Here is a 12,734-nt window from a genome sequence, read left to right on the forward strand (position 1 = left end):
CAGATCATGGTGCGCAGAGTGCTAGAGAGCTTTTGCTTTCATTTTTTCTTTGAATTGCTTCGGAAGCATGTCGCTTGATAAATGGACGTTGTCACTGTAATCGACAGGAATGTCGATGATGACAGGACCCTCTGTGTTCAAGCCTTTTTGCAGCACGTCTGCCAGCTGTTCCGGTGACTCAACGCGCAAGCCGGTGGCGCCGAAGCTTTCTGCATATTTTACGATGTCAATGTTTCCGAAATCTACGCATGATGTACGGTTATATTTTTTCATTTGCTGGAATGCGACCATATCATATGTGCTGTCATTCCAGACAAGGTGAACGATCGGCGATTTTAAGCGGACCGCCGTTTCCAGTTCCATTGCCGAGAACAGGAATCCTCCGTCTCCTGAAACGGATACGACTTTTTCACCCGGATTCACCAATGTGGCGGCAATCGCCCAAGGAAGCGCTACGCCCAATGTCTGCATGCCGTTGCTGATCATCAGCTTCAGCGGCTCATAAGCGCGGAAGTAACGGGACATCCAGATGGCGTGAGAGCCGATGTCACAAGTAACGGTTACGTCGTCATCAATTGCGCTGCGCAGTTCTTGGACGATTTGCAGAGGATGCACTCTGCCGGATTTATGGTCGCTTGGAGCCTTCTCGCTGTCAGAGAGTATTTGTTTTAATTCGTTCAGCACTTCACGTTCACGGCTGCCCATATCAAATCTCACCGCGTCGTGCTCAATTTGTTTGACCGTTGCGGCGATATCGCCCAGTAATTCTAATTCCGGCTGATACGCATGATCGATATCGGCCTGAATTTCGTCAAGATGGATAATATCACGGTCGCCGTTTACATTCCAGAACTTCGGATCGTATTCAATCGGATCGTAACCGATCGTTAATACGACATCCGCCTGTTCAAGCAGAAGATCGCCCGGCTGGTTGCGGAACAGTCCGATCCGGCCGAAATATTGGTCTTCCAGTTCTCTGGACAATGTGCCGGCCCCTTGGTACGTTTCCACGAAAGGCAATTTTGTTTTAGCAAGCAGTTTGCGGATTTGTTTTACCGCCTCCGGTCTTCCGCCTTTCATGCCGACTAACAGAACGGGAAGTTTCGCCGTCTGGATTTTCGCGATAGCCGCACTGACCGCTTCTTCCGGTGCAGGGCCTTGTTTCGGCACCGGCACGCTGCGTACGTTTTTCACAGTTGTGATTTCATTCACAACATCCTGCGGAAAGCTCACAAAAGCCGCGCCGGCCTGACCTGCTGACGCTGCCCTGAAGGCGTTTGTTACCGCTTCTGGTATATTCCCTGTTTCCTGTACTTCTACACTGTATTTTGTGATCGGCTGAAATAGCGCCGCATTGTCCAATGATTGGTGTGTCCGTTTTAACCGGTCTGCGCGAATCACGTTTCCCGCCAGTGCAACTACCGGATCACCTTCTGTATTAGCCGTTAACAAGCCGGTCGCCAAGTTGGATGCCCCCGGGCCTGAAGTAACGAGACAAACGCCAGGTTTTCCTGTCAGTCTTCCGACAGCCGCTGCCATAAACGCAGCGTTCTGTTCGTGACGGCATAAAACCAGTTCAGGTCCTTTATCTTTTAACGCATCAAATACTGCATCAATTTTTGCACCCGGAATGCCAAAAACATGTGTGACACCTTGCTCCACTAAGCAATCAACAACAAGCTCCGCCCCGCGATTTTTACCAGAGGTTTTTAGTTCATTTGTTGCTTTTGCCAACACCCTCACTCCTTATTATGCATATTAAATATAAAATTTTAAGTAATTTGTGATATTATTCACTATACACTCTTTGGAAATTGACCTCCAATATCAATTCGCCGTATGATTAATATGTTTCACGAATAATTAACAAAGGGAAAGGAATGGATAAGGATGGAGCTTCGCCATCTTCAATACTTTATTGCCGTTGCCGAAGAACTTCATTTCGGCAAAGCTGCGCTTCGGTTAAATATGACACAGCCTCCTCTCAGCCAGCAGATCAAACAGCTTGAGAAGGAAGTCGGCGTGACTTTATTAAAGCGCACGAAACGGGTTGTAGAGCTTTCAGCTGCCGGAGAAAGTTTTTTAAAACACAGCAGAAACGCGATCGAACAAATTGACAAAGCGATTGAAATGGCGCAGAGGACCGCACGGGGAGAGCTCGGCCGCCTTGTCGTCGGTTTTGTCGGCTCGGCCACATATGAATTTCTGCCGCCGATCATTCGGGAATTCCGTGAAAAGTTCCCTTCCGTCAAACTGGATCTGCGTGAAATTTCCTCTTTCAGACAGCAGGAAGAGCTTCTGAAGGGAAACATTGATATCGGCATCCTTCATCCGCCTTTACAGCATTCGGCTTTACATATGGAAAAGGTGCAGAGCAGTCCTTGCATTCTGGCTTTGCCGAAGCAGCACCCGCTTACCGCCAAACAGACAATCGATATTCAGGATTTAAAGAACCAACCGATTATCACACTTGCGAAAGAAACATGGCCGACTTTATACCTGGAATTTGTAAACTTTTGCGAGCAGGCGGGCTTCAAACCGAAAATCGTTCAGGAAGCGACGGAGTATCAAATGGTGATCGGGTTGGTAAGCGCCGGAATCGGTGTGACCTTCGTACCTTCTTCAGCTAAAAAGCAGTTTAATCTCGAAGTCGCCTATCGCGACATCAATCAGGTTCAGCTTACCGCCGAATGGGTCATCGCCTACCGAAAGGACAATCAAAACCCGATCCTGAAACATTTCTTGGAGATTATGAATAAACGCCAGGCTTTATTGCAGGCGGATAAGGAAAATGCATAAAAAAAGAGGGCGCCGAAAAGCAGCCTCTTTTTTTGTGTGCTTATATGGAATTTTATTAAATTAGTAGAAACGCTCAGTACACCTTTCGTCCTGTACTCGTATACATACAGTACAACTGATCAGGAGGGATAAAAATAACGGGGCGGCAATGGCCCATTCAAAAAGGAGGCAGAACACATTACACATATTAGCGTCATTTTGACCCTGATTTCTTTCTTTGCGACTATTATTTTTATATTTTGGAGACCCGGGGGAATAAATGAAGCCGTTCCGGCAGCGCTGGGCGCCATTCTCGTATTGTTAAGCGGAACCGTTTCCTTTCATGATTTAGGAGATATAGGGTCAAAAGTCACCGGAGCATCCATAACCATTATCTCCACAATGATTATGGCGATCGCGCTGGAAAGCTTCGGTTTTTTCAATTGGGCGGCAGCCAAGCTGCTCCATCGCGCCAGAGGGTCAGGCATCCGGCTTTTTTGGTTAACCAACCTGCTTTGTTTTTCAATGACGCTCTTTCTGAATAATGACGGCAGCGTTTTAATTACCACCCCTATTTTACTATTGGTATTACAGTATCTCGGACTTAAAAGACATCAAAAAACGCCGTATTTAATAAGCGGTGTATTAATCGCAACGGCAGCAAGCACCCCGATCGGCGTCAGTAATATCGTCAATTTAATTTCTCTCAAAATGATAGGCATGGATCTTTATTTATACACCAATATGATGTTTATCCCCGGTACGCTGGGACTGGTGTTTATGGCCTTTCTGCTGTTTGCTGTTTTTTACCGCCGCTTGCCGAAGCAGCTCCCCGATATTCCGGTTCATTTTGATTCGCTGGAACACAAAAGATATCATCCGCTTCAGCCTCCGCCGGACCTGACCCAAAACAGCCGCACAAACATCATGTTTTGTGTTTTGGCATTTGTATTGTTAGTACGGATCAGTCTGTTTGCAGCTTCTTACATCGGGATATCCGTTTCGCTTGTGGCAGTCATCAGTTCAGTCATTCTGCTTGGCTGGAGATGGTTTTATTTAAAAATCAGTCCGGCAGACTTATTAAGAAAAGCGCCCTGGCATATCTTTGTTTTTGCCTTCACGATGTATATTATCATCTACGGCCTTCATAATATCGGACTGACCGCATTGCTTGTGCAGTATATTGAGCCTTATGTCTCACAAAGCATCGCCCACGCAGCATCTATTATGGGAATTGCTACATCCGTCCTCTCCAATTTGTTCAATAACCATCCTGCCTTAATGATCAGCACCTTGACATTAACTGAAATGTCAATCGACCCTTTAACCGTTAAAATCATTTATTTGGCTAATATTATCGGCAGTGATATCGGATCATTGCTTCTGCCGATCGGGACATTAGCCACACTTATCTGGATGCATATCACCAGACAGCACGGCGAAAAAGTCTCTTGGTCGGAATATATAAAAACGACTATTATCGTTGTCCCTCTCACCGTTGTGTTTACCATTACCGTTTTATTTGTTTGGATCAGTTGGATTTATCTTTAGCTCCGATGAAAAAAACTGCCTGCTGTATAAGAAGGCAGTTTTATCTTTATGGGAGGTGCATGGTTTTTAAATGATTCAATTTCCAAAAAACAGTATCTCCCTCTGCATTGGTCAATTCAAGGATATTAGCCGAGACGTCCTGTAACAATCCCACTTTATTCGGTATATCTCCTAAGTCCAGAATAATCAATTTGCCGATATATTTTTTTAATTGCTCCTCAAAATTCCGGACAAGGGGCACATTAGCGGGAACAACCGGAAGCTCTGAGCTGTTTAATGTATACGGCGTCTGCTCATTGGAGTAGGGTGTCAGCCATTTCAAATGATTCATCGAAATGAAAAGCGTCTTATAAACCGGAGAGAAGAAAACGAAATAATCGTTTAGAACACTTGTCACATACCCATGAATGGAACGGTCTCCTGTCACGAATATTTCTGTAAATCTGCCTTTTATATGCTGGAGGGTATTTCGATAAGAAAATGAATGTTCCTGTTTTTCAGGATGCGGACTTTCTATTCTTGTGCACGCCCCTTGATTCTGATCGTCCGGCCGCGTCAAAGTCATCCGCTGCAGATGCAGCAGCGGGATATAAAGAAAAGTCCGGCCGTCATAAATCACAATGATATCATGACCGATATCCAAAAGAGTTCCTGAAAATGTTGTATTTCCCGATATTTCAATATCGACTTGTTTATCAAGAAATCTGCTTAATCCAGCCATTTCATCCCCCCTCTCCCGCGTTTACGGACAATCTTTCCGGTCACTTACGGCCGCGTTTCCACCGATAATCTATTGTTCTTAATACAGTGGCGTAACTATAAGATTCATCTTCATCCCGTTTTGAGGATCGATCCTCTTTTGATGATCTTTTCGATTTTTCAGAGGAAGTATGCTGCTCCTCATGTGATTCCTCTTCAGCACACTCTTTCTCACCTTGATTCTCGTCTTTATTCTCCTCTTTTTTAGCTGCTCCTTTTGCCCCCGCGCTGATACTCTTGATATGAAGCGGATGGATTCGCAGCACTTCTTTATCTTTCACAAGAGTATAGTGGCCGTCGGAATTATCCACAAGTATACCTTCAACGGCTTCAGGACCGCCGCGGTTGATAGAAACCCATTTGTGGATCAGGCGTTTAAATATGCCGTGAAAATCATCAGCCATTTCAAACTCTGTACGCTCATCCTCTTGCTCATCTTCATCTTCTTGTTCCGCGCTGATGCTTTTGACATGGTCGATGTTAAAATATACAATTCCATCATCTTCCGTTTCCAGCACAAGAAAATCGTCCCCTGTTTCGTGAAGCTTTCCTTTTTTCGATTCCGGGCCTCCCTGGTTCAACTGCACCGTGCGATTGGCCATTCGTTCGATCAGTTCTTGGAAATCATCGGCTTTTTCGCATTCTGCCGACTCGGCCGGCGATACTGTCTCACTCGTATTTTCCGTTACACTTTTCACGTGCTTCCATTGATAGTAAACGATTTTATTATCAACCTGAAGAGCGATATAATCCGATTGAATATCTGCCAATCTTCCTGTTTTGGACTCCGGGCCCCCCCGGTAGACAGTAATCACTTTTCCTTCCATCGCATGCAAAAAGTTATCATCAGACCGATGCCGATTCGTATTGCGTTTCATCTATTGTCCTCCTAGTCATATTTCTCATTAATGTCAAAACATAATGCATATATACGTATCCCGATTCTTTTCGGGAACTGGTTCACCAGCCTATTTGTAAAAAAATTTCTCTTCTTTCCAAAATCAAATATTCCACTGCTTTAGCTCACTGCTGATGAAGGCAGACCGCTCCTTAATGTATTCGCAAATCACATCAGGCTCACGGTCAAAGCGGTCAATCTCATCTTTCTTATAAGGATCCTTCGCGACAAACGGCCTGATCTGTTCATACAGAGACATGACCTTTGGTTTCATATGTTCAATGGTAAACCGGGTCTGAAGCGTCTCTTCCAAAAGCTGTTTGTACGCTTTACGGAAATACGGTTCATCCAGAAGCCTAGCAGTCAAGGTATTAAACCCTTGTATTCTGACATAATCGGCATCCATCCGATCCCCGTGAATGTCTCTTCCCCACGTCGCGTCGTAATCCCACGGAATGACTTCAAAAAGCCCCGTTTCATGATTCCGGTACAAGGCGTAATTATGAACAAACCCATCGTAGTTAGAGGTAAACACGACGCCCGCAAGCCACCGCAGATACTTATCCGCGTCCAGGTGTTTGACAATCTCACCCTTGAACTCCGACTTCGGCACGGTATTAATTTTATAGATCATATCCTGCAAGTAAAAATCGTCTTCTTTCGTTCCCGTTTTCTTTTCATAGCCAAGTTCGAGCGATGTTTTCGTATCCCGCTCGAGATCACTGACAAGGGAAAAATTGGCGTCATCATCAACCGCGTAAAAAACGGCGCCGTCCGCCAGATTCCGTTTCGCCAGAAAATATTCATCCACTGACTCCAGCTCAAGGTATACTCCCTCGTATTTGCCGTTGATTTGCAAGGATACGAAATTCGCCTTCGGTGACAGTGTCCCAAGTTCCGCGAAGAAATCGAGAGACAGTTTATTCCGCATCATCGACGGATCTTTGTACTCAGCGTTTAAATGTATTTCTTTCGCCCTGCGGAATGTTTTCGGCGAATAAAACGTGATATGATACGATTTTTTCTTAAAATCTCTTATATGAGAGCCGCGGTACGCCAGATCAATGTCAAGCCGTTTTTGATTAACTCTCAGCACCGCGGGCACCGGATCATCATCCCAAATGTCTTTTTTCAGCTCCCACAAGTCTTTCGGGTGAATAAACAGCTGGTATTGAGGCAATGTTGATTGGTCCTTCACCTGTAAACCTCCCTGTATTAATTTAGGCTGTGCTTTTTATATAAAACTCAGCGGAACACACATACACTTTTTTCTTCCATGCGTACTATGTGGTAGTAAGGATCGCATCCTTAAAACATATATCAAGAGGAGGTTTCAAAATGGGCCACTATTCCCATTCTGATATCGAAGAAGCAGTACAGTCCGCAAGTACCGAAGGGTTGAAAAATTATTTGTACCAAGAGCCGCACAGCAAAAAAAGCGGTAAGAAGAGAAAATCTCGCAGCCATAAAAAATCTCGTTCACACAAAAGATCTCGCAGCCATAAAAAATCCCGTTCACACAAAAGATCTCGCAGCCATAAAAAATCTTGCCGTTCACACAAAAGATCCCGCAGCCATAAAAGATCTCGTTCTCACAAAAGATCGCGCAGCCATAAAAGATCTCGTTCTCACAAAAGATCACGCAGCCAGAAAAAATCGTGCCGTTCTCGCAAAAAATCACGCAGCCGCAAGAAGTCATGCCGCTCTCACAAAAGATCACGCAGCCAGAAAAAATCGTGCCGCTCTCACAAAAGATCACGCAGCCAGAAAAAATCGTGCCGCTCTCACAAAAGATCACGCAGCCAGAAAAAATCGTGCCGCTCTCACAAAAGATCACGCAGCCAGAAAAAATCGTGCCGCTCTCACAAAAGATCACGCAGCCAGAAAAAATCGTGCCGCCGCAAGAAAAAGCGCACTCAGAAAAAACCGTACCGTTCTCATAAAAAACCCAGCCATAAAAAAGACGATTACTGCAGCAAAACAGAGTACTGGAAAGACGGAAATGTTTGGGTTGTAAAGAAAAGCTACAAATAATCCCCCAACAACCTAACACCATGTAAATAGGCTGCCGGCTAAACGGAAGCCTTTTTTCCTCAATCAGATATATGCCACGAGATAAGATATGCAGCCGGGTTTCTTTTGTTGTGTTTCCGAATTTTCTTTCGGTATAATCAGGTCATACGAAAAAGAAAGGCGGCCGAAATAATGCATATCTTACGAGCAGACGAACTGAACGCAAAAGACACCTACAAATTGCTTTCCGGCACTGTAGTTCCCCGGCCGATTGCGTTTGTCACTACGCGTTCATCTATCAACGGCGCCGTAAACGCGGCGCCCTTCAGTTTTTATAACGTTGTCTCCGCAGATCCGCCGCTTCTTGCCATCTCAGTAAGCCGCGCGGACGGACGGCAGAAAGACACCGCGAGAAACGCACTCGCTCATCGGGAATTCGTCGTGCATGTGAGTGATGAGTCCATTATTGAAGACATTAACAAAACGGCGGCAAGGCTTGACCCTGATGTCAGTGAGCTTGGCATGACAGACCTTTCTGTGACAGACAGCGCTTGCATCAGTGTTCCCGGTATAAAAGAAGCGAAGGTCAGGTTTGAATGTATACTCGAACGCCACCTTCCGTTTCAAAATGACAGCGGAGAAACGACAACAGATCTCATCATCGGCAGAGTCGTTTGTTTTCATTTGAATGACCAAGTATATGACGCCGATAAGGGCTACATACGGACGGATGAGCTGCAGCCTGCGGCGAGACTCGCGGGGAATGAATATGCCAGACTCGGAAATACATATACACTCGTCCGCCCGACCTGAAACAGAACCTAATATAATAGAAGAAACTAGTCAAAAAGACCCCTTTTAAAAGGGGTCTTTTTCAGCCATTTACCGTTTAACACAGCCTAATGTCTTATAGAATATTGAAACTTACAATGTCCTCACCCGTATGAAACGAATGACAAGTTTCAGGAGGAGACCATGGATATCATTCATTTACTGATTTTTTCAGCCGTATTTGTTTTGTTCAGTCTCATGTTTCAAGTGTTTGCCGTCAACGTTCTCGATTTGCCAAAGCCTGTTAAAAATCAGAATCCGATAAACGGCACACATCGATTGATCGAAATGTCACTGCTTATTACAGGCACCGCAGCAGTGACATTTTTCAATGAATTGTACGTATTTGCGGGAGTTATTTCTATGTTTTTTTGCTGCAGCGGCTTAATGAAATGGCGGCACCGGCAGGAGAAAAAGCAATATTTGTACGATTCGTTTTACGCAGGTCTTCCCGCCGCACTTGGCGTGCTTATTTTTTTCATCCGTTAGCGGGTCATGCTCTATACTCCTGCGGCCGCTCCGTCTCCGCGCGGGTCGGTTCCGCCTTGGAGAAAGCCTTCTTCATCAATGACGATCGCTGCTGCGTGTCCCATGAGTTTGTCAAAATCGCCAACGGCCTCAACGCGGTGGCCGCTTTGCTTTAATGCTTCCCTCGTTTCGGGGCTGATTCTGCTTTCGACCCTCAACCCTTCGTACTCCTCGCCCCATGTCCGTCCCCAGACCCAGCGCGGCTCACTGACAGCCTGCTGCGGGTCCATTTTGTAATCAATGATGCGCGTAATCACCGCTGTCTGCGTTTGCGGCTGGCCTTCCCCTCCCTGGGTTCCGTATAGGATGTGCGGCTTTCCTTCTTTAAAGGCCATCGCCGGCATGAGTGTGTGGAACGTCCGCTTGCCCGGTTCAAGTGTATTGACATGAGACTCATCCAGTGAGAAAAATGACCCGCGGTTTTGCAGCAGAATGCCCGTATCCCCCGCAGTCACGGCAGACCCGAACTCGAAATAAAGGCTCTGAATAAAGGAAACGGCATTTCCTTCCGCATCGACGACGGCAGCGTAAGCGGTATCGCTTCCGACCGGCCGGCTTACCGCCGGCGCAGCCGTGTAACCGATTTCTTCCGCCAGCTGCTTTGCATACCGTTTATCAAGCAGTCGATCCAGCGGAATATGAGAAAACGCGGGATCAGTCAGCACTTCATTCCGGTGCTGAAAACTCTTTTTCAGCGCCTCGATCAGCAGATGATAATATTCAAAGGAGCCGTGTTCAATCTGGGTAAAATCATAGTTTTCCAATATATTGAGCGTCATTAAGCCTGTAAAGCCCTGTGAATTCGGCGGAGCCTGATAGATGCGGCACCCGCGGTAATCAGAGGATACCGGGTCCGACCACTCGCCGCGATGGGCTTTAAAATCTTCAAGTGTCAAATGCCCGCCGTTGTTTTGCAGAAATGATATGATGCTTTGAGCGATATCCCCTTCGTAAAAAGCGCTCCTGCCTTTTTCGGCAAGCTGCTCCAAGCTGGCCGCCAGATCCTTTTGGACAAACCGCTCGCCGGGCATGGGCGATTTTTTGTTTCTCGTAAAAATGGACGAGGTATACGGCATCGAAGCTAAAAGAGCGAGATTGCGTTCTGTGTGGGCGCACTGATCGGCTGATACCGGAAATCCGTTTGCCGCATAATCAAGGGCAGGCTTCAGCACCTCAGCTAGAGAAAGACGCCCGTACGCCGAAAGCACGGCATCCCAGCTGTCCGCCATTCCCGGAACGGTAATGGCGCTTTCTGTCCCGCGCAGAGGTATCGCTTCTCTGCCCCGATACAAGTCTCTCGTCACCTGCATTCCTGAACGGCCGCTCCCGTTATATGCTTTCATCCTGCCCGATTCTTGATGATATGTAAGCCAAAATGAATCTCCGCCAAGCCCCGTCATATGCGGATACACGACTGCCAGGCAGGCGCTGACCGCCACCGCCGCATCAAACGCGTTGCCGCCCTTCTCGAGAATGCCGGCACCCGCCTGAGAAGCAAGATAATGCGGACTGACGACCATTTGTTTCGTTCCGATGGTTGAAGTATTCATGACAAGCCCCTTTACAAATTTTCTCAATTATAAAAAACGGCACCGCTGGGCATCTACTTTACTGGAAGAAAATCTCACACACTATTTACTTTCCGAAAAGAAATGATCTTAATCTATTACTTATCGAAAATAATTGAAAAATTCTCCTTCATTCCGTAAGATTTCATGATACAATAGTATCTGCCAAATGAAGGAAGGTGAAACTGATTGGAACATGAGTACAGCATTCCGAATCTTGTACTTGATGAAACGGATAAACATATTCTCTCGATTCTGCACGAGGAAGGGAGGATTTCCTATACAGACTTAGGAAAGCGGGTTAATCTGTCGCGAGTGGCGGTTCAGCAGCGCATCCAGCATTTACTGGATGCCGGCGTGATTGAAAAATTCACCGCCGTCATCAACCCGGCGAAAATCGGACGTCACGTGTCTGTGTTTTTTAATGTGGAGGTGGAGCCGCAGTATTTGGAGGAAACAGCATTAAAGCTTGAACAGGAACCCGCCGTGACAAGCCTTTATCATATGACAGGCCCGAGCAAGCTGCATATGCACGGCATTTTCGCAAATGATCAGGAGATGGAAGAGTTTTTGACAAAACGGCTCTATACGCAAAAAGGCGTCGTCAGTGTCGATTGCCAAATGCTGATCAAACGGTATAAAAGCAGAACGGGCATGAAGCTGTAAGGAGGACACGGCAATGAAAAACCCCTATTGGGACATTACGGCGGCGATGGTGCGGACAGGCATACTCGGATTCGGGGGCGGCCCGTCCGTGATCCCGCTCATCCGCCATGAAGCCGTCAATAAATACAAATGGATAGATGATGATGAATTCGGGGAAATATTAGCGATCGCAAATGCGCTGCCGGGTCCGATCGCCACTAAAATGGCTGCGTATCTAGGCTTCAGGCTAAAAGGCACGTTAGGCGCAATCGCGGCAACCCTCGCCCACATTCTCCCTACATGTCTCGCTATGGCGGGCTTGTTTACCGCTGTAAATGTGTTAAGCCATTCAGCGGTTGTTGCCGGCATGATCGGTGCCGTCACACCGGTGATTGCGGTAATGCTTGGTATCATGGCATACGAATTTGGACAAAAAGCGCTGAAAGGTTTCGGCTGGGTCACCGGCATCCTGTTTTTCATCGTCGCTTTTATCGGTCTGCAAACGTTACAGATCAACCCCGGCCTTGTCATTATCATTTTTTTAGCGTACGGTGCGTTTCATTTTAAATTGAAAAACAAAATCACAAATAAGCATTCAAAAGATAAAGGAATGTCGTCCCCATGATAATGATCTATATATTTATGGCGTTTTTTATCGCAAACCTGCTGGGATATGGCGGCGGGCCTGCGTCTATCCCGCTGATGTTTGAAGAAGTCGTCAACAGATACAGCTGGCTCACAAACGATCAATTCTCAAATATGCTCGCACTTGCGAACGCATTACCGGGCCCGATCGCCACCAAAATCGCCGCGTATGTGGGCTACAGTGCAGGCGGATGGCCCGGCTTTCTGATCGCGCTGATCGCAACCGTCGTACCGTCGGCGCTTGCATTGATCGTCCTGCTGCGCATCATTCAGCGCTTCCGCCAATCACCCGTCATCAAAGGCATGACGCTGTCCGTCCAGCCTGTCATTGCAGTCATGATGCTCATTCTTACCTGGCAAATCGGCGCAGACGGCATCAAAGCGATCGGCTGGGTTCAATCAATAGTGATTGCGGGGATTTCCCTCCTTGCCTTGACAAAATTCAAGATGCACCCGGCATTTTTGATTATCGCGGCGTTTTTGTATGGAGGCCTTGTGATCCCTCATTTATAAAGAAA

Annotated in this window: 13 protein-coding genes; 8 read left to right on the forward strand and 5 right to left on the reverse strand. The window is 46.6% G+C overall.

Annotated elements, in window-relative coordinates; translation table 11 throughout:
* Positions 1-21: 21 nt before the first annotated feature.
* Positions 22-1,734: an acetolactate synthase AlsS gene (gene alsS, locus BAMF_RS38045; RefSeq protein ID WP_041481680.1), complete on the reverse strand. Its 1,713-nt coding sequence runs from the start codon at positions 1,732-1,734 to the stop codon at positions 22-24.
* A gap of 156 nt (positions 1,735-1,890) precedes the next feature.
* On the opposite strand from alsS, the gene alsR reads away from it, so the two are divergent.
* Complete coding sequence (gene alsR, locus BAMF_RS38050; protein ID WP_013353840.1) at positions 1,891-2,799, forward strand: acetoin biosynthesis transcriptional regulator AlsR; 909 nt, start codon at positions 1,891-1,893, stop codon at positions 2,797-2,799.
* 198 nt (positions 2,800-2,997) lie between these two features.
* Positions 2,998-4,329: an arsenic transporter gene (locus BAMF_RS38055; protein WP_013353841.1), complete on the forward strand. Its 1,332-nt coding sequence runs from the start codon at positions 2,998-3,000 to the stop codon at positions 4,327-4,329.
* Positions 4,330-4,375: 46 nt separating this feature from the next.
* Here BAMF_RS38055 and BAMF_RS38060 read toward each other — a convergent pair whose 3' ends face one another.
* From BAMF_RS38060 to BAMF_RS38070, 3 genes are all read right to left on the reverse strand, one after another.
* Positions 4,376-5,050 carry a hypothetical protein gene (locus BAMF_RS38060; RefSeq protein WP_013353842.1) on the reverse strand — a complete coding sequence of 225 codons (675 nt, stop codon included), beginning with the start codon at positions 5,048-5,050 and terminating at the stop codon, positions 4,376-4,378.
* Between the two features lie 40 nt (positions 5,051-5,090).
* Entirely contained in the window at positions 5,091-5,966 is an 876-nt protein-coding gene (locus BAMF_RS38065) for a DUF6897 domain-containing protein (protein ID WP_013353843.1), read from the reverse strand.
* Between the two features lie 123 nt (positions 5,967-6,089).
* On the reverse strand, positions 6,090-7,184 hold the full coding sequence (locus BAMF_RS38070; RefSeq protein WP_013353844.1) for a CotH kinase family protein: 1,095 nt from the start codon (positions 7,182-7,184) through the stop codon (positions 6,090-6,092).
* Between the two features lie 140 nt (positions 7,185-7,324).
* Between BAMF_RS38070 and cotG the strand changes: the two genes are divergently transcribed.
* The 3 genes from cotG (at position 7,325) to BAMF_RS38085 (ending at position 9,319) form a co-directional block, all read left to right on the forward strand.
* Complete coding sequence (gene cotG / locus BAMF_RS41940; protein WP_076983891.1) at positions 7,325-8,020, forward strand: spore coat protein CotG; 696 nt, start codon at positions 7,325-7,327, stop codon at positions 8,018-8,020.
* A 171-nt stretch (positions 8,021-8,191) separates the two neighbouring features.
* Positions 8,192-8,812, forward strand: a complete 621-nt coding sequence (locus tag BAMF_RS38080) for a flavin reductase family protein (RefSeq protein ID WP_014472322.1) — start codon at positions 8,192-8,194, stop codon at positions 8,810-8,812.
* A 162-nt stretch (positions 8,813-8,974) separates the two neighbouring features.
* Positions 8,975-9,319 carry a hypothetical protein gene (locus BAMF_RS38085; RefSeq protein WP_013353847.1) on the forward strand — a complete coding sequence of 115 codons (345 nt, stop codon included), beginning with the start codon at positions 8,975-8,977 and terminating at the stop codon, positions 9,317-9,319.
* An 11-nt stretch (positions 9,320-9,330) separates the two neighbouring features.
* On the opposite strand, the gene ggt is transcribed toward BAMF_RS38085, so the two are convergent.
* Positions 9,331-10,908 (reverse strand): gamma-glutamyltransferase, encoded by a 1,578-nt coding sequence (gene ggt, locus BAMF_RS38090; protein ID WP_013353848.1) that lies wholly within the window; start codon positions 10,906-10,908, stop codon positions 9,331-9,333.
* Between the two features lie 207 nt (positions 10,909-11,115).
* Between ggt and BAMF_RS38095 the strand changes: the two genes are divergently transcribed.
* The 3 genes from BAMF_RS38095 to chrA are packed head-to-tail and all read left to right on the forward strand — an operon-like array spanning position 11,116 to position 12,729.
* Positions 11,116-11,592, forward strand: a complete 477-nt coding sequence (locus BAMF_RS38095) for an Lrp/AsnC family transcriptional regulator (RefSeq protein ID WP_013353849.1) — start codon at positions 11,116-11,118, stop codon at positions 11,590-11,592.
* 13 nt (positions 11,593-11,605) lie between these two features.
* Complete coding sequence (locus tag BAMF_RS38100; protein WP_013353850.1) at positions 11,606-12,196, forward strand: chromate transporter; 591 nt, start codon at positions 11,606-11,608, stop codon at positions 12,194-12,196.
* Positions 12,193-12,729: a chromate resistance efflux protein ChrA gene (chrA, locus tag BAMF_RS38105; protein WP_013353851.1), complete on the forward strand. Its 537-nt coding sequence runs from the start codon at positions 12,193-12,195 to the stop codon at positions 12,727-12,729. The genes BAMF_RS38100 and chrA overlap by 4 nt, the downstream gene beginning before the upstream one ends.
* The last annotated feature ends 5 nt before the right edge of the window (positions 12,730-12,734 follow it).

The sequence above is a fragment of the Bacillus amyloliquefaciens DSM 7 = ATCC 23350 genome (genome assembly GCF_000196735.1).
Lineage (GTDB): Bacteria > Bacillota > Bacilli > Bacillales > Bacillaceae > Bacillus > Bacillus amyloliquefaciens.

Excerpts from the sequence above, each read along its gene's own strand:
- BAMF_RS38065 (WP_013353843.1), bottom strand. The coding sequence starts at position 5,966 with ATGAAACGCAATACGAATCGGCATCGGTCTGATGATAACTTTTTGCAT.
- BAMF_RS38100 (WP_013353850.1), top strand. The coding sequence starts at position 11,606 with ATGAAAAACCCCTATTGGGACATTACGGCGGCGATGGTGCGGACAGGC.
- BAMF_RS38060 (WP_013353842.1), bottom strand. The coding sequence starts at position 5,050 with ATGGCTGGATTAAGCAGATTTCTTGATAAACAAGTCGATATTGAAATA.
- BAMF_RS38085 (WP_013353847.1), top strand. The coding sequence starts at position 8,975 with ATGGATATCATTCATTTACTGATTTTTTCAGCCGTATTTGTTTTGTTC.
- chrA (WP_013353851.1), top strand. The coding sequence starts at position 12,193 with ATGATAATGATCTATATATTTATGGCGTTTTTTATCGCAAACCTGCTG.
- alsR (WP_013353840.1), top strand. The coding sequence starts at position 1,891 with ATGGAGCTTCGCCATCTTCAATACTTTATTGCCGTTGCCGAAGAACTT.
- ggt (WP_013353848.1), bottom strand. The coding sequence starts at position 10,908 with ATGAATACTTCAACCATCGGAACGAAACAAATGGTCGTCAGTCCGCAT.
- BAMF_RS38080 (WP_014472322.1), top strand. The coding sequence starts at position 8,192 with ATGCATATCTTACGAGCAGACGAACTGAACGCAAAAGACACCTACAAA.
- cotG (WP_076983891.1), top strand. The coding sequence starts at position 7,325 with ATGGGCCACTATTCCCATTCTGATATCGAAGAAGCAGTACAGTCCGCA.